Annotated in this window: 17 protein-coding genes; 11 read left to right on the top strand and 6 right to left on the bottom strand. The window is 60.8% G+C overall.

Annotated features, from left to right (window positions below; translation table 11 throughout):
* Window positions 1-177 precede the first annotated feature (177 nt).
* From MWL89_RS12175 to nrfD, 3 genes are read right to left on the bottom strand one after another with little or no spacing between them, the layout of a single operon-like run.
* A complete protein-coding gene (locus tag MWL89_RS12175) occupies window positions 178-1,170 on the bottom strand; it encodes an SPFH domain-containing protein (protein WP_102377472.1) in 993 nt (330 codons plus the stop codon).
* 5 nt (window positions 1,171-1,175) lie between these two features.
* Window positions 1,176-1,658 (bottom strand): GntR family transcriptional regulator, encoded by a 483-nt coding sequence (locus MWL89_RS12180; protein ID WP_102377471.1) that lies wholly within the window; start codon window positions 1,656-1,658, stop codon window positions 1,176-1,178.
* Window positions 1,659-1,662: 4 nt separating this feature from the next.
* A complete protein-coding gene (gene nrfD / locus MWL89_RS12185; RefSeq protein WP_244386292.1) occupies window positions 1,663-2,589 on the bottom strand; it encodes an NrfD/PsrC family molybdoenzyme membrane anchor subunit in 927 nt (308 codons plus the stop codon).
* Between the two features lie 201 nt (window positions 2,590-2,790).
* Between nrfD and MWL89_RS12190 the strand changes: the two genes are divergently transcribed.
* The 5 genes from MWL89_RS12190 (at window position 2,791) to MWL89_RS12210 (ending at window position 8,366) form a co-directional block, all read left to right on the top strand.
* Window positions 2,791-3,699 carry a helix-turn-helix transcriptional regulator gene (locus tag MWL89_RS12190; protein ID WP_244386293.1) on the top strand — a complete coding sequence of 303 codons (909 nt, stop codon included), beginning with the start codon at window positions 2,791-2,793 and terminating at the stop codon, window positions 3,697-3,699.
* A gap of 111 nt (window positions 3,700-3,810) precedes the next feature.
* On the top strand, window positions 3,811-4,449 hold the full coding sequence (locus MWL89_RS12195) for a DJ-1/PfpI family protein (protein WP_244386294.1): 639 nt from the start codon (window positions 3,811-3,813) through the stop codon (window positions 4,447-4,449).
* Between the two features lie 145 nt (window positions 4,450-4,594).
* Complete coding sequence (locus tag MWL89_RS12200; RefSeq protein WP_244386295.1) at window positions 4,595-5,086, top strand: hypothetical protein; 492 nt, start codon at window positions 4,595-4,597, stop codon at window positions 5,084-5,086.
* A gap of 573 nt (window positions 5,087-5,659) precedes the next feature.
* On the top strand, window positions 5,660-7,408 hold the full coding sequence (locus tag MWL89_RS12205; protein WP_244386296.1) for an ABC transporter ATP-binding protein: 1,749 nt from the start codon (window positions 5,660-5,662) through the stop codon (window positions 7,406-7,408).
* Window positions 7,380-8,366, top strand: coding sequence for an ArsR family transcriptional regulator (locus MWL89_RS12210; RefSeq protein WP_244386297.1), 987 nt, complete (start codon window positions 7,380-7,382; stop codon window positions 8,364-8,366). Before MWL89_RS12205 ends, MWL89_RS12210 begins: the two co-directional genes overlap by 29 nt.
* An 80-nt stretch (window positions 8,367-8,446) precedes the next feature.
* On the opposite strand, the gene MWL89_RS12215 is transcribed toward MWL89_RS12210, so the two are convergent.
* Window positions 8,447-9,427: an alpha/beta fold hydrolase gene (locus MWL89_RS12215; protein ID WP_244386298.1), complete on the bottom strand. Its 981-nt coding sequence runs from the start codon at window positions 9,425-9,427 to the stop codon at window positions 8,447-8,449.
* A gap of 73 nt (window positions 9,428-9,500) precedes the next feature.
* On the bottom strand, window positions 9,501-10,118 hold the full coding sequence (locus MWL89_RS12220) for a DNA-3-methyladenine glycosylase I (RefSeq protein ID WP_102377463.1): 618 nt from the start codon (window positions 10,116-10,118) through the stop codon (window positions 9,501-9,503).
* Between the two features lie 258 nt (window positions 10,119-10,376).
* On the opposite strand from MWL89_RS12220, the gene MWL89_RS12225 reads away from it, so the two are divergent.
* Window positions 10,377-11,327, top strand: a complete 951-nt coding sequence (locus tag MWL89_RS12225) for a DUF808 family protein (RefSeq protein WP_244386299.1) — start codon at window positions 10,377-10,379, stop codon at window positions 11,325-11,327.
* A complete protein-coding gene (locus tag MWL89_RS12230; RefSeq protein WP_244386303.1) occupies window positions 11,324-11,863 on the top strand; it encodes a GNAT family N-acetyltransferase in 540 nt (179 codons plus the stop codon). Before MWL89_RS12225 ends, MWL89_RS12230 begins: the two co-directional genes overlap by 4 nt.
* Before the next feature lie 93 nt (window positions 11,864-11,956).
* Here MWL89_RS12230 and MWL89_RS12235 read toward each other — a convergent pair whose 3' ends face one another.
* Window positions 11,957-12,298: an arsenate reductase family protein gene (locus MWL89_RS12235; RefSeq protein ID WP_102377460.1), complete on the bottom strand. Its 342-nt coding sequence runs from the start codon at window positions 12,296-12,298 to the stop codon at window positions 11,957-11,959.
* Between the two features lie 300 nt (window positions 12,299-12,598).
* Here MWL89_RS12235 and MWL89_RS12240 point away from each other — a divergent pair, with 300 nt between their 5' ends.
* The 4 genes from MWL89_RS12240 to MWL89_RS12255 all read left to right on the top strand — a co-directional run bounded on the left by MWL89_RS12240 (window position 12,599) and on the right by MWL89_RS12255 (window position 20,824).
* The gene (locus MWL89_RS12240; protein ID WP_244386306.1) at window positions 12,599-15,121 is read left to right on the top strand and encodes a carboxylesterase family protein; all 2,523 of its coding nucleotides are present in this window, start codon (window positions 12,599-12,601) and stop codon (window positions 15,119-15,121) included.
* Between the two features lie 501 nt (window positions 15,122-15,622).
* Complete coding sequence (locus MWL89_RS12245; RefSeq protein WP_244386309.1) at window positions 15,623-17,770, top strand: Tex family protein; 2,148 nt, start codon at window positions 15,623-15,625, stop codon at window positions 17,768-17,770.
* 73 nt (window positions 17,771-17,843) lie between these two features.
* On the top strand, window positions 17,844-18,140 hold the full coding sequence (locus MWL89_RS12250) for a DUF1905 domain-containing protein (protein WP_102377456.1): 297 nt from the start codon (window positions 17,844-17,846) through the stop codon (window positions 18,138-18,140).
* 140 nt (window positions 18,141-18,280) lie between these two features.
* Complete coding sequence (locus MWL89_RS12255; RefSeq protein WP_244386312.1) at window positions 18,281-20,824, top strand: excinuclease ABC subunit UvrA; 2,544 nt, start codon at window positions 18,281-18,283, stop codon at window positions 20,822-20,824.
* Window positions 20,825-21,060: the final 236 nt, after the last annotated feature.

Raw genomic sequence — 21,060 nt, forward strand, 5'->3', positions numbered from 1 at the left:
CAGCGAAACAATCGGCGTCCTTTATCCCACGCAAAAATAAAGCGTTTACACGTCTTCTTGCTTGTTTCTGAAAACCGATCGATTTTCTCAAATCATAGCATGCTAATCCTAGGATTGCTATACTAATCTTAGGATTGCTCGCTTCTTCTTTGAGGATAATTCTTCTGGAACGCTTCCCTATTTCAACTTCTTCGCGATCGTTTTCTTCGCCTCATCGGGCAATACATCGCCGAACCCCTCGCTGAAGCTGCTGGGGACCACCAACGTGCTACCAGCTTCACGCACGCTTTCGTTCAGCAAGTGCATCGAGCGCAGTTTCAGGGCAGCGTCTTCCCCACCGTAAACCTCGCTTACCGCGCTTACCATGGTGGCTATGTCCTCCTCGGCCTCCATGAGGATCACGCGAGCTTTGCGGCGCTGCTCCGCTTGGGCTTCCATGCTCATTACGCCCTGCAGCTCGAAGGGGAGCAGAATATCGCGAACCTTTACCGAAAGCACCGAAAGGCCCCATTGCTCGGCTTCCGCCTCCAAAGCCTCCTTGATGTCGATGTCCAACTGCTCTCTCCGGATAGCCACTTCTGCGGCGGTTAAGCGTCCGATGGCATCGCGCAGGGCGGCTTGCGCGCTCAGCTCGACCGTGCGGCTGAAATCGCTGCACTCGGTACAGGCCGCCTTGGCGTCGTAGACCATCCACAGCAAGACCGCGTTCACATCCAAAGGAACCAGATCGGCCGTAAGCGTCTCCTTTGCATCGAGCGTGGTAGCGCGTACGCGGCAGTCAACGCGCATGGCGTTCTGCTCGAAGAACGGAATGGTCCAAAACAAGCCCGGGCCCGATACGCGGTTAAATCCGCCCAGACGGAGAACCACCACGCGTTCCCATTGCTGAGCGATGTGTATCGACATCGACGCGAGCACGGCGGCTGCAAACGAGAGCAGCGCCACAAGCGGCAACGCAAGACCGAGAAGCACGTAGCAAAGCGCGAACACCGCTACGAAAACGACGCAGAATACGAACATCGAAAACAAGATGATGCCCGCGCCCGTCGTGCGTTCTCCTTGGGGCTGGGCGTTGTCTTTGGGAACGAATTGGTAGGCACCGAGCCTTTCGGTTCGCCCCGTTTCTTCCTTCGGAAACCGCATCGGCGAACCGCTTTTGTCTTTGGCCATGTGTCTTACGCCTCCCTCTTCGTTGACGCATCCGGCGCCTTGAGCTCGATCACGTTGCTCCCCGGCTCAATGTGCGCTTGAGCCTCCCGCATCTTCAACCGACGGACGTAGAGCGTCATTTGCGCTACCGTCTCGTCATAGCTCAGTCCAAGGTTTTTGCAGGCCTGGAGGCAGTCGTCCAGCAAGGCTTCCAGTTCTCCTTGCTCCGCTTCGTCAACCGACTTTGCCACGTTGCAGACGAAAACGCCCTTCCCTCGGATCGATTCCACGTAGCCGTCGGAAGACAAACTCAAGTACGACTTATTCACCGTATTGAAGTTTATCGACAAAGCCGCCGCCAGCTCGCGGATCTTGGGAAGCTGGTCGCCCGGCTTCAAATAGCCGGAGCTTATCAAGAACACGATGCGTTTTCGCAGCTGGACCCACAGAGGGGAGGTCGAATCCGAATCGGCTTCGAAAGGGAAGCCGTCGGCCGAAACAGTCGCCATACGATCACGCTCCTAAAAGACTCGCGACAGGATGCTCCCCTGCCATCACCATGCAAAACCTCAATGCGAAAGCACCCGCGAACACGCATACCCCCGGTACCAAAGAATAGCAGGGGCGACCGGGCAGAATCTGTCCGGCCCGCATAACGGTCGCATCGACAACGAATGCGGCAACGAGACCGAGCGCCACCGATACCGACCAGAAAACCCACGCGTATTCCCCGAAGAGAAGAGCGGACGCCGAAGCGCTCGCCGCAGCGGAAGCGGAGTCGGAGCCCCCCGCGAACAGCGAACCCAGAACGAGACCGAGCAGGCAAACGGCCTCGAGAACGATGACGGCGGCATCGATGGCCGCCATCCGTGCAAAGTATTGCTCGAACTGCAGGGATACACCGCTCATGTGCCCCACTATCAAGGCGGCAACCAGACCGCAAGAAACCGACGAGAGCAGAAACAGCGCCGGCAGCCAGAGCGTATTCCAAAACGGAACCGCCTGCATGCTCGCCAGAAAGAGCCCGGTATACAAGGCAACCGCAAGGCCGACCAACGCGGCGGCGATCTGCAATGCCCTGAAAGCCCTCACCCTGCGTACGGACGATCGTACGGCCCAAAGATAAGCGAAGACCGCGCTGAGCGCCACACCGCCCACGAGCAGGTAAGACCCCACCGAAAGATAGGTGATTCGCCCCGAAAAGAACAGGTAGGCAAGGGCCCCATGGTTTCCGGAGTCGACAAGCAGGCACAGGGCGGCGGCGATAAGCGAACAAGCCGAGACGGCATACCCGTACCGGAAGAAGCTGCAATACGGCGCGGTTATCCTCCGGCCAAGCTCTTCGCGCGGAACGGTGAGCCCCACGAGAGAAAGAACCAAACACAATCCCCCGCCAAGCCCGCCCAAGAACAGGTAGCACACGATCAAAACACCGAACATGATCGACCTCCTGCTCCCGCATCCGAAAAACGCATCGCGTCAATCCTAGGATAGAATGATAGCCCATTCAGGTACTGCGGAACAATAGCTTGTCGTGATCGGAGACTGGCACTTTTTGAAATCGCCTAACCACGCGTATGCCACAATAGAGCTCAACACCCATCGTCTCTTTTTACGGTATGCTGTCCAAGGTGATGCAACATGAAACTCGATCGAATGCTCGGCATACTGACCATACTCCTGCAGAAGGATCGCGTGACCGCGCCCGAACTGGCTGAGAAGTTCGAGGTCAGCCGCCGTACGATCGGACGCGACATCGATGCGATGTGCAGGGCGGGAATCCCCCTCGTAACCCAGCAAGGAAGCGGAGGCGGCATCTCCATCATCGAGGGGTTCAAGCTAGACAAGAGCATTTTGACCGCAGACGAGCTGTCGAACATCATCGCTGCGCTGAAGGGGATCGGCAGCGTATCCGGGCAGTCGAATGTTGAGCGCGTCCTCGACAAGCTCCACGCGCATGCCGATGCGGTCGTCTCGATGCGCGAGCCCGTCGTCATCGACCTCGCCTCCCATGACGGAAAGCATCTTGCAGAGAAAATCGAGCTGATCAAGCGCGCCGTGCTGGAGAACCGGATCATCGAGTTCGACTACGTCTACGAGAGGGGCGAATCCCGTCGTCGCGTCGAACCGCACTTCGTTATCTTCCAATGGGAAGCATGGTACGTGTTCGGATTCTGCTTGGATCGATCGGATTTTCGGCTGTTCAAGCTCCAGCGCCTGTGGAACCTGCATCTATGCGACGAGACGTTTTCACCACGGGACGTTCCCCCGAAAAAGCGAGATTTCGAGGCATGGGCTGCCAAAGACGGGAAGCATGCGCTTATCGCCCTGTTCGACCCATCCGTAAAGCATCGGCTGATCGACGCCTACGGGCCCCACTGCTACCAAGAGACCGGCGAGGGGCTGCGGTTTGAAACCTCGTTCACGAAACGCGACTACATCCTCACCTGGCTGCTCGGCTTCGGCGACAAGGTGACCGTCGTAGAGCCGCGCTTCATTGCAGATGATCTGAAAACCGTTGCCGTAAATATTTTGTCACGATATTCCTAAACAGGACATACTGCTGTCGTGTTCCCCTTGTTAGTATGGCTGCAACGTCAATCGTCCTATCCGCTTTCCATGATCGGCGCGGATTGGAAACCAAGGGAACAGAGGAAATCAATGCACACGATCTATGTCTACGTCCTCGACACACTGGCCGACTGGGAGCTGGGATATGCTCTGGCGGAACTCAATTCGAGGCGATTCTTCAAGAGGGACGCACCCCAGCTAGCGATCAAGACGGTCAGCTATTCCAAGAAGCCGATCAGCACCATGGGCGGAGTGGAGATAACGCCCGATTGCCTAGTCGACGATGTCGTTGCGAGCAAGACAAGCACGCTACTGCTGCCGGGCGCCAACACCTGGAACGACCCGCACCATGCCGCCATTGTCGAAAAGGCGGGCGAGCTGCTCTCTGCGGGCGCCACGGTATGCGCAATCTGCGGAGCCACGGCCGCCCTTGCGGATTTCGGCCTTCTGGATGCGCGCCCGCACACCAGCAACGGACCGGGCTTTCTCACAATGGTTTCCCCCGGCTATAAGGGAAGCGCGCTGTACCGAGACGAGCCGTCGGTATCGGATGGCGGGCTCATCACCGCAAGCTCCACTGGTGCCCTGCTGTGGACGAAGCACATCATCGAGTGCCTCGGTGTGTTTCAGGCGGATACGCTGGAGTCGTGGTACGAGTACTTCAGAACGGGCGAATCAGAGCACTTCTTCGCCCTCATGCAAACGCTGCCGTCGGGCGATGGGTGCTGATCGGCCCTCGCCGCAAAAGGGCCAGGTGCGCAAGAGCATCGCATGCAAAAAGGACATCGATGACTCGCGAGCTCGCTCATGCGAGAATCGAGCTTCAAAGGGTATAATGCGGGTGCGATAGCAACCCACAGCGAAGGATCACAGCATGCATACCTTCACCGAATCCCTGATAAGCGAAACCCGAAGCGACGAGCTGCCCGAGGAATACGATTACTTCGGACGGCTCGTCGGCAGCTGGGACTTCGACTACATCGATCACAACATGTCATGCTCGCTCAAAGGAGAATGGTACTTCGCGCGGGTTCTCGAAGGCATGGCCATCCAGGATGTGATCATCCTTCCCTCGCGCGACACGCGAACCGACATCCCCCACCCCGACGAGGAGTACGGAACGACGCTTCGCATCTACAATCCCAGCACGCACGCCTGGGACATCGCCTACTGCTACACGGGCAGGATCATGCGGCTCGAAGCGAGGAAGCAGGACGGCATGATAGTGCTCACAAACATCGCCGACGAGCGACGGAAGTGGGTTTTCGCCACCATAGAAGACGATACCTTCCATTGGCAGAACGTCACGGTCGCCGACGACGGCACGTGGCACATCAACGTAGACCTCTACGCCACCCGGGCATAGCCTCGTCAATGCATGCCGTCTGACGAAGCACCCAAGAGAATCTCCGCCGTTAAGCCACCATCAACATGCGGCCTTCGGGGTTCGGGTGCCGGACGCCAGGCCGCCGCCATACGCCGCGGGCGGGCGCGACCGCCCGCGGCTGCGCGCCAGATTCCCAGGTTCGTGGCAGAAAAGCGGAGATATTCGTCGCCTGAACCCCTTGAGGATGGCAAGGCACGCAGCCAGCGCATAAAGCCGTCTTATCGCGCCTGATCAGGGACGGTCGGGGAGCCGACACCGAGGGGGAGGTATCCTACGGAGACGAATAACTCCGCTTTTCTGCCACGAGTTCGCCTTTTTGCCGCCGCGCTGCAATCGACGCCCCGCGCGGGCCGCCCGGCGCCCATCTGACGCTTTGGGGTTCCGGACGGAACCACGTCAATGAGGGTTTGCCAGCGGAAGGGAAGCTAGCCGCCAAAACCAATGGGTTCGCTGTATTCAATTATATGATAATCATCGTATTGACTTAAATTAGATATCTATCTAATATGTGTCCCGCAAGCACACGACAGCCCACAAAAAAAGGAGCAGCCCATGCTCAAGCTCTTCCGAAACCACAAAGCCCTCTTCGCCGTCGTCATGGTCATGAGCACCGCAAGCGCCGCGCTCACCATTGCTGCGGCCGTTATCCTGGAAAACATCCTCAATGCTGTCACCAGCGGAAACTGGGAGCTCTTCACCACCATGATAGGAGTCGTCGCAGCCTACATCGTCGTGCTCCTCGTCGTCGCCGTATGCGGCGCCCTTGTCGAGAAGAAGCTCATCGTCAATACCATCCGAGATCTGCGGACCGATGTCCAGAGCGGCATCATATCCCGCGACACCGAGAACTACCGAAAAACCAACACCGCCGACTACCTTTCGGCGCTCACCAACGATATGACGATAGTCGAAGAGAATGCCGTCATGCCGTTTCTCAACACGATTCAATACGCCATCATCTTCGTCATGGCAGCCGTCACCCTGTTCGTCTACAGCCCTCTCATCGGCGGGATCATGCTCGTCAGCCTCGTCCTCATGTACCTTCTGCCGGCGAGTCTCGGCAAGCCTATCGGCAAGCGCCAAGAGGCCTATTCGACGGGGCTCTCCCTGTTCACCATGAAGCTGAAAGACCAGTTCTCAGGCTACGACGTCATCCGCTCGTACCGCCTTACCGATCGTGCCAAAAAAGACTTTTCCAGCCAAAACGACGAGCTCGCACGCAAGAAGTTCGCCGTCTCCAAGCTGTTGTCGTTCAGCGAGGGCATCGCCGCCGTGGTGGGCGCGGCATCTCAGATCGGCACCATGCTGGTCGCCGGCTTCCTCGTGTTGAACGGGCAGATGACCGCCGGTGCGCTCCTGGCCATTCTTCAGCTCGCAGGCGCATTCGTGCAGCCGGTTGCGGTCATCATGCAATGCGTTCCCCAGATCCAGGGGGCAATGCCCGTACTCGAAAGGCTCAAAGACCTGAGCCGCCCCGCGCCATCCGCCTTCACCGGCACAGACGAGCCGAAATTCGAGAAGGACATCCGGTTCGAGAACCTTACCTTCGCCTATTCGGAGGATCAGCCGGTAATATCCCAGCTCGATCTGACCCTGGAAAAGGGCGGGAAGTACGCGCTCGTAGGCGAAAGCGGCTGCGGAAAAAGCACACTCATGAGCCTGCTCGGGGGCGAGCACAGCGCTTACAGCGGCGCGATTCGCATCGATGGAACCGAGCTTCGCGAACTCGCCATCGACCAGCTTCTCGGCAAAATGTCCACCATCCATCAGGGCGTGTACCTGTTCGACGACACCATCGAGTACAACATCGGCCTCGGCAGGACCTACCGCGAAGAGCAATGGCAAGCAGCCCTCAAGACGAGCGGCGTCGCGAAGTTTCTCGATCAGACCGACAGCGGGCTTGCCACACGCGCCGGGGAAATGGGCTCCAAGCTCTCCGGGGGCCAACGGCAGCGAATCGCCGTCGCCCGCGCCCTTATCGAGCAGAAGCCTCTGCTCATCCTCGACGAGGGAACAAGCGCGGTGGACGTCCAAACCGCCTACGACATCGAGAGCGCCCTTCTGGAGCTCGACGATCTGACCATGGTGACCATCACGCATAACCTGAGGCCCGAGCTCTTTAGCCGCTACGATGCTATACTCTTCATGCGAGAGGGACGCATTCAAGAGATCGGAACCTTCGATTCGCTCGTCGAACAACAAGGTGCCTTCGCTTCGTTCCAGCGCTTAGAAAACAGCAGTCAGGCTCCAGAACAGGTTGAGGTCCAACAGCATGAAATACCAACTGAATCCCGCCATTGAGACGTTTCTTCTGCTGACCCTCCCCCGCTGGGGCAAGAAGCAGAAAAAGGAAGCGATCAAAGCGCTCGACGACTTCGGCATCAACGGAACGGCATTTTACGCAGCGAACTACTCGATACTCGAGGGATTCTTCGCCGCCTTCGCCAGCCGCAAGGTGGATACCGAGGGAGGCGAGTTCATAGAGAACCTGTCCGACGAGCTCGCGCTGTCGTTGATCGACCTCATCTTCCTGCATCCGGAATGGCTCGAGGATTTCAGCGCCGTTCCGGACGAAAAAGTGCATGAGACAATCCTCAAAGCGTTCAGCGACCTTCTGGAAACCAGCGACGATGTTGTTGACGCCCTTCAGGCAAGCGGATTGCCGGACAAGGCGAAATGGCAGATCACTGCCCTGCTCCAACAGCCTCGGCAGAGGATCGGGGTGGTGGTCGATGCGATCAACGCGAACCTGCCCGCTTTCGAACACGCATACGCGAAGCTCGAGCCCGAAATACGCCTGCTCCTCGAACAGCTTGAGGAGCAGGTGCGCAAAGGCAACCTGCCCGACGTTGTCGAGCAAGCCCTCAAGATAAACCCCGACGCCCGCATCGTGCCTTCGCTGGTCTCGGCTCTGGGCGTCATCGTCTTTGACGGTCTCTGCGTTGTCGGCCTGCTTATCAGCAAGGTCTTCGCGGGGCAAGACGAGGGCCTCTCCAAAACCGAGGCCATCCTGGCCGCAAAAGCGCTCAACGACGCGCACCGGCTGGAAATCCTCGCGGCACTCAAAACCGAGGAGCTGTACAACCTGGAGATCGCCCGCATGCTCGACCTCACCCCCGCAACGACGTCGCATCACATGAGCGCGCTGCTTTCCGCCGGCTTTGTCGAGGGATCGCTCAAGGATGGCAAGACGTACTACCGTCTCTGTCCCGAAGGCATACAACGCTACCGCGCCTGGCTGGAAAGCAGCTTTCTCTAGCCAGCGAGAGCACACCGCCGAAGCACACGAACCAACGCGATAATGCATGCGCCCGCAATGATGCGCGGTGCCAAGAGCGGCTATCCGCGCTGCTTCTGCCGTACGCAACCATCCGAGACGGCCGCTTTCGCCAGCACGTCCTCGCGCAGGATGCGGCACATCTTCTCGGGCTCCTCGAAACAGGGGCTGTGGGCCGACTTCTCGAAGGAGTAGAAGCCCTTCACGGGGGCCTCGAGCACCTGCAGGTACTCCTTGGCGATCGCGTATGACACCTGGTAATCGAACACGCCGTGGAAAACATAGACGGGAACCTCCAAGCGAGGCACCCGCTCGAACAGATCGATGCCCAGAACCTCGTCCCACAGGCAGTTGAGCGAGAAGGCGTTCCCCCTCGGGTAGTTCATCTTCTCCCGCATGGTGTAGCCCTTGAAGCGCAGCACGGCCAGCACCGGCTTGACCATGGATCGCCAACGGTGCACCATGCCGATACCGAGCTTCGTCATTCCCGAGCTTCGCACCGAAAGGTATTCGAAGTCGATTGCGGCCCCCTGATCGATGGGGTGTTTCTCAAGCCTGCGAAGCATCCTCTTGTCTCCTGCTTCGCGGAACCGATCGAGCATGTACGCGTATGCAAGCCGCTCCGACTCATCCTGTCGAGCCAGCTGACCGATGCCGATATAGGCATGTAGAAGCTCCGGAGCCCTCTGCGCAACCAGGACGCCGAGCAACGATCCCCAGGAATGCCCCATCACATACAGCTTCTCCTTCCCGAAGCGCTCGCGCAAATACCCGATCACCGCCAGGGCATCGTCGACCATCTGCTCGATCGTCATGGTGTCGGGCGGGGTGTCCTTCCGGTACGTCATACCGCTTCCCCGCTGCTCCCACCAGCATACGGTGAACAGCTCTCCCAACCCGGTGGGAAGGCTTTGGGTAAAGGGAGCCTCGGGAGACCCGGGGCCACCGTGCAAAAACAACAGCACCGGCTTTTCGGCGCTTTCGCCTTGGATGAACATGCCCTGACGCATGCCGTTGATCTCGATGAAGGTCTTCTCGTTCATGCGCATGCGCTCCTTGCCGTTGTGCCCGATCCGTGTATAGTAGGTTCGATTATAGGCGAGCGGCGTGCAAGCGCTAGGTATTCTGGTTGGCATCTGAGCAAGAATCGGTTGCGCCCGACCCGCCTGCCAACTCCCGATACACGAAGCACCCGGTAACGTGATCGTTCACCATGCCGATGGACTGCATGTAGGCGTACACGATGGTGGAACCGACGAACTTGAAGCCCCGCTTCTTCAGATCCTTGCTAATCCTATCGGAAAGCGGCGTACTCGCCGGGATTTCGTCCTCGCTGCACCACCGATTCACGATAGGGCTTCCATCCACGTAGCCCCACAGGAACGCGTCGAAGCTCCCAAACTCCTCGACCACGTCCAAAAACAGCTTCGCGTTGGTTATGGCCGCGTTGACCTTAAGGCGGTTGCGGACGATCCCCGCGTTTTGCATGAGCTCTTCCACCTTCGCCTCGTCGTAGAGCGCCACCTTGGCCGGATCGAACCCGTCGAATGCCTCACGGTACGCTTCCCGCTTTTTGAGGATCGTTATCCACGAAAGGCCCGCCTGCGCGCCCTCGAGAACCAAAAGCTCGAACAGCTCGCGGTCGTCATGGGTGGGCCGACCCCACTCGTTGTCGTGATAGTCCACGTACAGCGGCATATCGCCCGGCCACGAGCATCTGCACTTCTCATCCATAGCGGCGAACCCCTTCTTCGAGCGTCGTCGAGTACGCATCCATCATACAGGATCGCACCGCAAGCGGCGCATCACGCGCGCATCGCAGCAAGCTCGATCAGAACCCGCACGCCGCCCGCAGGCAGTCGGCCCCGATAGCAGTGCGTGCTCTGTGACGAAAGTGTAGTTGAGCGGCGCTGTCCGCCGCGCGCGCTCGCCCTGCTATACTATTTGCTTTAGCTCCCTTTGACCTGGAACAGATGTGAGGACAGATTATCCGTGAGCTCATTCTTCGCGTTTCTCGACGACATTGCCGTACTGGCCAAAGCGGCCGCAGCCAGCATCGACGATATTGCCGCGGGCGCAGGCAAAGCCGCCTCGAAGTGCGCGGCCGTCGTCATAGACGATGCCGCGGTTACGCCCCAGTACGTGCAAGGCATCTCCCCCGCACGCGAACTGCCCGTCGTCGGCGCGATAGCAAAGCGCTCGCTCATCAACAAAGGCATTATCATCGTTGCGATAATGATCCTCTCGGCCATCGCACCGTGGGTTTTCCCTTGGGCCCTCATCGTCGGCGGATGCTACCTCGCATACGAAGGCGCCGAGAAGATCATCCATCGGCTTCGGCATCGCAGCGAAGCCGCTGCGGCGCAGGACGTCGTCGAGAGATCCCCCAAAGACGAACGATCGATCGTTCAGGGTGCCGCGACGACCGACTTCGTGCTCTCGGCCGAGATCATGCTCATTTCGGTCGACGCCCTGGAATCGGGCGATTGGTGGATGCGCCTCGCCATGCTCATCGTCGTCGCCGTGCTGATGACGCTTCTGGTCTACGGATCGGTAGGCCTTCTCATCAAGATCGACGATGCCGGGCGCTGGATTGCAGAACGGGGCGTCGAGAGGGCGAGCTCGTTTCTGCAGGCATTCGGAATCGGCCTCGTCAAACTCATGCCGAAGGTGTTTGCGCTCTTGACGGTGGTGGGCGTTGCCGCCATGCTGTGGGTCGGCGGACACCTTCTCATCGTGAACCTCGCGGATGTCGGCCTGCCGCTGTTCGCCACCATCGTCCACGACCTCACGGGCCCGATCGACAACGGCGTTCTGCTCTGGTGCGTCGACTCCCTGATCTCAGCGTGCTTCGGCATCGTTGTCGGCGCGGCGCTCGCAGGAATCATCCAGCTCGCCAAGAAAGCCAGGGGCGCCGCCGCACGAGAAAGCGAGAGCGCATGATGCTGGAAACGGAGCGTCTCATCCTCAGGCCGCTCACCCTTGCCGACGCCGAGACCGCCTTTTACGGCTGGACCGGCGACGAGGAGGTTGCGAAGTACGTGAGCTGGCTTCCGCATCGTACCATCGACGATACGATGGCGTGGCTGAAAGAAATCGAGTGGAAGCACGAAGACGATGCACGCGTACCGCGCGACAACTACATTTGGGGTTTCGTTCTCAAGGAGACGGGCGAACTGTTCGGCTCCGGTGGGTTGATCTGGGAAGAGGACTACCAGCTCTATCAGGTCGGCTACAACATCAAGAAGTCCCACTGGAATCGCGGGTATACGACCGAGGCGATGAAAGCCATTCTCGATTTCGCCGCTACCGATCTCGGGATACGAAAGGTTGCCGGCGGCCATGCCAAGGAGAACCTCGCATCGGCAAAGGTGCTCGAGAAGCTCGGATTCACCTACGACCGCGACGACGTCACCGCCCATGTCGACGGAGTTCGGTTTTTCGAGAGCCGAGAGTACTTTTTGAACCTGGACGCATGACGAAAGCGCTCCCGTAACCGCCTCCGCCAGTCCTTCCGCGCGCCGCCCGGCGCTGCTCTTGCCGCCTGCTACTGCCTGAAAACCCTGCGAGCCCTACTCCCACGTCTTCCATATCTCGGGGGCATAGCCCACCGTTGCCTGCTTGCCGTTGCGCACCACGGGCTCCATGATGACGTGCTGGTTCTCAAGAACCTTGTCGAACTTCTGCTCGGGAGCCAAATACGCGAGCAGGGCAACCGTATCCCCGTCCTTCGCTTGGGGATCGATCAGCTTGTCGATGCCGCCCACCGCGCGACAGACCGATTCCAGCTCGCCTTTGCTCATTCCCTTTTCCTTCAAGTCGATGAGCTGGAACTTCACGCGCCGCTCCTTGAAATAGCGCTGGGCCTTCTTCGTATCGAAGCTCTTCTTGGTTCCGAACACCTGAATATTCATCGTGCTCCCGCTTCCTCTGCCGTTTTGCCGACTATGCACTTTACTATCATTCGGGATCGAAAGCGAGCAGTCCGCCGTCGAGCCTGAGGCCAGCGTGAAACTTGCAGCATCGACCGCCTTCGCTCACCGAACAAGCAGCTTTCCGTAATATCCCAAGACGAGTAGGCGACCTTCGCCGAAACCCCTTGTAGCATCCACAGGCATTTCAGTATAAAATAGAAACATATTACTTAATTGCCGGAGCTGTCACGGGGCCGATGAGCTCAAGGCCCTTTTCGCAGAATCGACGAAGGGACGCTCATGAAGAAGCTTCTCAGCAGCATTGCGCTGCTCACGTTCGCACTGCTCGCATTCGCAGGATGCACCTCCCCCCAGCAGGAAGACGGCGACATACCCGCCCCGCCCCAGCGCGGCGACGTCATCGAGCCGTCGGACTACACCGATGAAGGCAACTGGCTGAGCATAGCCGACGAACCGGATAAACCCGTCGATGTCTTCTACCTCTACCCCACCGCATGGACGAGACAGTCAGACGAGCCCTACGTTTCCACCATCGACAACGCAAGCATGCGCGAGGGGGCACCCGGCAACCTTGCCTCGCAAGCCTCCGCGTACGAGGATGCCGGCAACGTGTTCGCACCCTACTACCGCCAGCTCGATGCGATGTATCTGCTTCCCCTTTCTCTCGAAGAGCAGGAATCGTACGTGTACGGCGTGCCCTACACCGATGTGGTTGCCGCCTTCGTGTACTACCTCGAGCACTTCAACGACGGACGCCCCTTCATCCTCGCCGGCCACTCCCAGGGTTCCGAAATGGTCAAGTGCCTGCTCATCGACTACATGAAAGATCACCCCGACGTCTACGAGCGCATGGTTGCCGCCTACATCATCGGCTACTCGGTCACCCAGCAGGAGCTCGACGACAACCCGCACCTGAAGTTCGCCGAAGGATCCAACGATACGGGCGTCGTCGTCTCCTTCAACACCGAAGCGCCGGAAATCGAGGGCGCAAGCCCTGTGGCGCTGCCCGGATCGGTTGCCATCAACCCCCTGACGTGGACGCGCACCGACGAGCCCGCCCAGGCGAGCGAGAACCTCGGATCGCGCTTCTACGACGAGACGGGGGGATACGAGGACGTCGCGGGATTCGCCGATGCGACCGTCAACCTCGAGCGGGGCACCGTCGTCTGCTCCACGGTCGACGTCGACGAGTTCAGCTTCCCCGAAGAGATGGCGGCCGTGTTCCCGCGGGGCGTGTTCCATGCGAGCGACTACCCCTTCTACTACCACAACATCCGCGAAAACGCGGTCAAGCGAGCGCAGGGCTACCTGTACGAGCACAGCGGCAGCGAGCACGTCGTCGACACCGCATACGGCCAGGCGAAAGGCGTCGCGTGGGACGGCGTGGTCAGCTACAAGGGCATCCCCTTCGCCGAACCGCCGATAGGCGACAAGCGCTTTTCTCCCCCGCAGGACCTGCAAGTCTGGGACGGCGTCCTCGACTGCCGCGAGTACGCGCCCATGGCCATCCAGACAGCCGACGAGCCGGGTCTGGAGAAGAGCGAGGACTGCCTGTACCTCAACATCTGGAAACCCGAGGAGCAAACCGAAGAGCTCGCACCCGTCCTGGTGTTTATCCACGGGGGCGCCTTCACGCAAGGATCGGCCTCGAAATCCATGTACGACGGCAGCCGCTTTGCGCAGGACGGCGTGGTGCAGGTGAATATCTCCTACCGTCTGAACGGGCTCGGATTCCTCACCTCAGAGGAACTCGAGGACGAAACCGGGTACATCGGCAACGCCGGCATGCTCGATCAGATCGCGGGGCTTCGCTGGGTGCAGGAGAACATCGAGCGCTTCGGAGGCGATCCGAACAACGTGACGATCAGCGGGGAATCGGCCGGATCGTTCAGCGTCTCGAACCTCATCCTCAGCCCGCTTGCTGAAGGCCTGTTCCACAAGGCGATCATGGAGAGCGGCAACGTTCTCGGACAGCCGCTCGTCGCGCCGTTGAGCAGCGGCGACAAAAGCCAGGCGCTCGGTAATGCCGAAAGGCTCATGGGAAGCCTCGAAGCCACATCGCTCGACGACATGAGGAAAGCCGACGCGCTCGCGATCGCCGAGAATAGCAACTTCGTCATGGATATCATCCATCCCTCCAACACGGCGTTCTTCCCCGTGTTCGACGGCGTGATCCTCCCCGAGAACCCCTATCAGGCGCTCGCGGACGGCGCGTACAACAGCGTTGACATCCTCGGCGGATACAACACCGACGAGGGAACGCTGTTCGTTGAGGAGGGCATCAGCGAGCAGGATTACGTCGATTTGGTCGAAGCGATATTCGGCGAGAATGCGCCGGCCGTACTGGAGCGATACCCCGTCGACGAAGCGAACAGCGCAACGGATCGGGCCCGCTTCATGATGAAGATGGGCTTGAGGGCGGGAACCGACGTGTTCGCCGACAAGCTGAGCGCAGACGGGCGAAACGTGTACCTGTACCATTTCGATTACCGCGTAGCAGCCCTCGACGAGGCGGGCTTGGGTACCATGCATGCGCTGGAGCTCCCCTTCGTATTCGACACGTTCTCGCCGACGACCAGGCTCAGCGAAGACGACCGGGCGTTTGCAGACGACGTGCACAATCGATGGTTGAACTTCGTGAGAAGCGGCAATCCCAACGAGGGCGCCCCTGTCGGGGCAGAGTGGGAGGCGTACAGCCAAAGCGAAAAGCAGACGATGACGCTCAGCCAGAATTCGCACCTTTCCGCCGCGGAGGGAACCGAGGATGTCGCGTTTCTCATGTCACTTATATGGGGTGAATAGCAAGAGCCCGCACGAAGCCCCCGCTGACGCAGAGCGGGGGCTTCGCATTCGCCGACTGGCGCGATGCGGGGCATCGCGAACGGACGCGAGCGGGGTGTGTATCCGCTACGACGCGCCCGCCCATATCGCCCATGCCGCCCTACGCCAATACCCGTGTCCACCCCCACCCCATACCCATCCGCCATCCGCTCATGCACGCTTTTGACAAGTAATTATCGTGATTATCAAGCGCATTGCTTGTCAAAAGCGTGCATGAGCATAGGCGCATAATCAGCAACCGTCTGCATGCGAACGAGAAGCCGCGAAGCCCTCTTTCGCGGCTGCCAGCTGCAGCCATGCACCATGCATCGCGCACCGAATACGCAATAGCACAAGAATCGGGCACAAGCCTTGACCGGAATGCCCGGCAGCCACGGCATGCGCACTGCGAAAAGCGCCGGGCAGTCGCCCGGGCATCGCCACATCGGGTAGAATACTCTGAAAACGAGGAAACGAGACCCCATGCCCAGCATCAAAAACCTGCTCGCCGACCAGTTCAAGCTCGCGCCCGCCCAAGTCGACGCCGTTATCGGCCTCATCGACGACGGCAATACGATCCCGTTCATCGCCCGCTACCGCAAAGAGGCGACGGGCGGCATCGACGATGTGACCCTGCGCGAGTTCGACGAGCGACTTACATACCTCAAGAACCTCGAAGCACGCAAGGCCGAGGTCCTGCGCTCCATCGAAGAGCAGGGCGGTCTCACCGACGAGCTGCAGAAGAAGATCGAGGCGGCAACAGTGCTGCAACGCGTCGAGGACCTCTACAAGCCCTTCAAGAAGAAGCGCGCCACCCGCGCTTCCAAGGCACGCGATGCGGGGCTGGAACCGCTCGCGCTGCTCATGCTTGCGCAGAACCGCTCGAACGGCGATCCTTACGCGATCGCCGCCGAGCACCTCAACGCCGAAGCAGGCTACGGCACGCCCGAAGCAGCCCTGCAGGGCGCTGCCGACATCATCGCCGAGCACGTTGCCGACGATGCGGAGCACACCGCGCTTCTGCGCGATTTCACGAGAAAGCGCGGCGCCCTCACATGCGAGGCAACCGATAAAAACGAGAAGACCGTCTACGAGATGTACTACGAGTTCTCGGAGCCGATCTCCAAAATACCCAACCATCGGATCCTCGCCGTCAACCGCGGCGAGAAGGAAGGCAAGCTCAAGGTCAGGGTGCGCGCAGACGAAGCCTTCGCGATCGAACAGCTGGAAAAGCGGGTGATTCGTCGCCCGAGCATCTTCACCGACACCTTGAAGGCATGCCTCGCCGACTGCTACAAGCGCCTGATGGCGCCCTCGCTCGAACGTGAGATGCGCGCCGAGCTCACCGAGCGGGCCGAGACCGACGCCATCAGGGTGTTCGCCAAAAACACCGAGAACCTCCTGCAGCAGCGCCCTGTTCGAAACGCGCGCGTGATTGCCATCGACCCGGGATACCGCACGGGCTGCAAGGTCGCCGTGCTCGATGAATACGGCAAGCTCCTCGACTATACGACCGTCTACCCCACCCCGCCGAGATCGGAAACGGCCAAGACGCAGAGCAAGCTCGCCGAGTACGTGCGGCGCTACGACATCAACGTCATCGTCATCGGCAACGGCACGGGGAGCAGCGAAACCGAGGAGGTTGTCGCCGATTTCATCGCGAAGAGCACGGCACCGCTTCGCTACACGATCGTCAACGAAGCGGGCGCTTCGGTCTACTCGGCCTCGAAGCTCGCAAGCGAGGAATATCCCGACCTCGACGTAACCACGCGCGGAGCCATGAGCCTCGGCCGCAGGCTGCAAGACCCGCTGGCCGAGCTCGTGAAGATACCGCCCCAGTCCATCGGCGTCGGCCAGTACCAGCACGACCTCAACCAGGCAGAACTCGGACGTGCACTCGCCGATGTGGTGGAAAACGTCGTCAACCGCGTGGGGGTGGATCTCAACACCGCGAGCGCCAGCCTGCTCGGCTACGTGGCGGGCATCAACGCAACGGTCGCGAAGAACATCGTCGCCTATCGCGAGGAGCACGGCAGGTTCACCGACCGCCGCGAGCTCAAAAAGGTCCCCAAGCTGGGCGCGAAGGCGTTCGAGAACAGCGCCGGGTTCCTGCGCATCTCGGGCGGAAGAAACCCGCTCGACGCTACGAGCGTCCACCCCGAAAGCTATCCGGTCGCACGCGAGGTCGTCAAGCGGGCCGGTGCGAAGCTCGAGGATCTGGGGCACGGAATCCCCAACGCCGGCGAGCGCATCGAAGACGTGCCGGCACTGGCTGCCGAGCTCGGCGTGGGGCTTCCCACCCTGCGCGACATCATAGCCGAGCTGGAAAAGCCGGGGCGCGATCCGCGCGACGACGCACCCGAAGTCGTATTCAGCGAAGGCATCCGCTCTTTCGACGACCTCGTCTTGGGCATGGAGCTTACGGGCACCGTCCGCAACGTCGTGGATTTCGGCGCATTCGTCGACATCGGCGTGAAGCAGGACGGCCTTGTGCACGTGTCTAAGATGGCCGACCGCTTCGTCAAGCACCCGAGCGAAGTCGTCTCCGTGGGCGATACCGTAACCGTATGGGTTGCCGGCATCGACAAGGAAAGGGGAAAGATCTCGCTTTCCATGGTGAAGAACAAGTGACGGACGCAAAAGATCCGCGCGTGCTCCACCGACATGCTTGCCAAACCCCGCGTGGCAGAGAAAGGACCAAACCATGAGCAGGCCCGAATCGTTTGCAGCACCTGTCGAGTTATTCGATCGGCCGGGCGGCTGGTACTACGCAGCCGTTCCCGCCAGCCTATGCGAACCGTACTACGATCTGCAGGATCGCGGTCTCATCGCGGTAACGGCCACCGCACGGGCGAACGCCGCCAGCTTCACATGGCCCACATCGCTCTTGCCTCTGGGGGACGGCTCCCATTTTCTCGCTTTGCCCGCCAAGGCGAGAAAGCGGCTGCACGTCGATGTGGGCGACACCGTGGAGATAACGTTCTCCATCCGGCAGCGCTGAGCGGGCAACGTGCCCATCGCGTTACAATTGCCCCGCGGCAAGCGCAGATCGCCTATCATCGTATCGCGCTCCGACGGCATCAGACGGCACCCGGCAGTACTCGGGCGCACACTGCAACAACCAACTCGCGAAGAGGCATCATGACCAGCTCGAACGCACCCGCAGACGAACACGAGAACCGTCCCCAAGAACCCGATCGCATCCAGGTGCGCGGGGCACGCGTCCACAACCTGAAGAACATCGATGTCGACATCCCCTTAAACCGGCTCGTGGGCATCGCCGGGGTTTCGGGGTCGGGCAAGTCCTCGCTCGCTTTGGGCGTGCTCTACGCCGAAGGGTCGCGCCGCTACCTCGAGGCGCTCTCGACGTACACGCGCCGCAGGCTCACGCAGGCAAGCCGCGCCGCCGTCGACGAGGTGCTCCACGTACCCGCTGCGCTCGCGCTCCATCAGCGTCCGAGCGTACCGGGCGTTCGCAGCACGTTCGGCACGTCCACCGAACTGCTGAACAGCCTGCGTCTGCTGTTCTCACGCACAGGCAGCCACGTATGCCCCAACGGCCACCGCAATCCCCCGACGCTCGCCGTTGCCGCCGAGCAGCCCATCACGTGCTCAACCTGCGGCATCGAGTTCTTCGGCCCGGGAGCAGAACAGCTCGCCTTCAACAGTGAGGGGGCCTGCCCCGAATGCGACGGCACGGGCATCGTGCGCACGGTCGATGTCGACTCCCTCGTGCCCGACGAAACGCTTTCCATCGACGAGGGCGCCGTCGTGCCGTGGAGCACGCTCATGTGGGATCTCATGAAGCAGGTTGCCCGCGAGATGGGCGTCCGCACCGATGTCCCCTTCAGCGAGCTGACGCCCGAAGAGCGCGACATCGTCTTTCACGGACCCGCCGAGAAGAAGCACATCCTGTACAAGGCGAAGAAGACCGATGCGTTTGCCGAGCTGGACTTCACGTACTACAACGCCATCTACACCGTAGAGAACGCGCTTGCGAAAGCGAAGGACGAGAAGGGGCTCAAGCGGGTAGCCCGCTTCCTCACGCAAGGCCCCTGCCCCGTCTGCCACGGTTCGCGCCTCTCCGTCCAGGCGCGCAACCCGCAGGTGGCGGGCATCAACCTCGCCGAAGCAACCGAGAAGACCCTTGCCGATTCGATCGCATGGGTGGCTGCCGTGCCCGAAACCCTGCCCCCCGAGATGCGGCCCATGGCAGCGAGCATCTGCGAGTCGTATCTGCACACGGCCCGCCGTCTTGTCGATCTGGGGCTCAGCTACCTTTCACTCGATCGCGCAAGCGCTACGCTCTCCACGGGCGAGCGCCAGCGCGTGCAGCTGGCCCGCGCCGTGCGCAACCGCACAACCGGGGTGCTCTACGTGCTCGACGAGCCCTCCATCGGCCTGCATCCCTCGAACATCGACGGCCTTCTCGACGTCATGCGCGATCTGCTGGCGGACGGGAACTCGGTTGTCATGGTGGACCACGACACGCATATCCTGACGCACGCCGACCATCTCATCGAGATGGGCCCCGGCGCGGGCGCAAGCGGCGGTCGGGTGATCGCCGAGGGGCCGCTTGCCGAAGTGGAGGCAAATCCCGCCTCACGGATCGGCTCGTTTCTTTCGGGAGCGGAATCGGTGCGGGTACGCAAGCGCATCGGCGCAGGAGACGTGTTCGCCATCGGGGACATCCATCTCGAAACCGAGGGCCTCCATACCGTCAAGCCGCTTATCGTCGACATCCCGCGCGGGCGGCTGACCGCCGTCACCGGCGTATCGGGATCGGGGAAAACCACCCTCGTGCTGGAAAGCCTCGTTGTCGCCCTCGCGGCAAGCGCGTCCGGCACCGAGCCGCCGTCCCACGTCAAGGCCATCGAGGCGGACGGCATAAAGCGGGCGAACCTCATCGACGCCACGCCCATCGGTACCAACGTTCGCTCCACCGTGGCCACCTACGCGAACGTGCACGACGAGCTGCGCCGCGCCTACGCACGCACCGCCGACGCGAAGGCAGCCAGCTGCAAGGCGGGAGATTTCTCCTACAACACGGGCAAGCTCCGCTGCCCCGTATGCGACGGCACGGGTTCGATCAGCCTCGACGTCCAGTTCCTCCCCGACGTGGACATCACCTGCCCCGCCTGCCGCGGCTCGCGCTACGGCGACGAAGCGAATCTGATCCATCGCCCCCGCAAGGGCGAGAGCGGCCCGGGCCTCACGCTTCCCCAGCTCATGGCGATGAGCGTTGACGAAGCGCTGCCGGCGACCGACGACCTCAAGAAGGTGCATGCCCGCCTGCAAACGCTCCACGGCCTGGGACTGGGCTACCTCACGCTCGGCGAGGCAACGCCCGCGCTGTCGGGCGGCGAGGCCCAGCGCCTCAAGCTCGCAAGCGAGATGGGCCGAGTGCAGAAGGATGCGGTGTTCGTGTTCGACGAGCCCACCATCGGGCTGCACCCCTTGGACGTGCGCACCCTGCTCGAGGTGTTCCAGAGCCTCGTCGAGCAGGGCGGTACCGTCGTGGTCATCGAGCACGACCTCGATGTGATAGCTAACGCCGATTACGTGATCGACATGGGACCGGGAGGCGGCGAGGCGGGCGGGCTCATCGTCGCTGCAGGCACGCCCGCCGAGATCGCCGCCGACGACGCCAGCGTAACGGGACGCTACCTCAAGCAGCGCATATAGCCACGGGGGCTACGCATCTGCGGCCGAGCAGCCGTCGACCCGGATTCGCAGGAAAACATGCGTTGTGTTGCATTTCGGACCGCTTCGAGGGCGTTTTCAGGCAACCGGACCGAAGCCGGGAGGAAGCCTTCTGCGTTGGCGCAGGTCGAAACACCAGTCATCAGGAAGGTTTAGCCCGAACGTAACACAACGAGGAAAAACACGCAGAAAAGACCCCCCCCCGTCAAACCGATCTC

It is taken from the genome of Raoultibacter timonensis (assembly GCF_022845715.1).
In the GTDB taxonomy this organism is placed as follows: Bacteria; Actinomycetota; Coriobacteriia; order Coriobacteriales; family Eggerthellaceae; genus Raoultibacter; species Raoultibacter timonensis.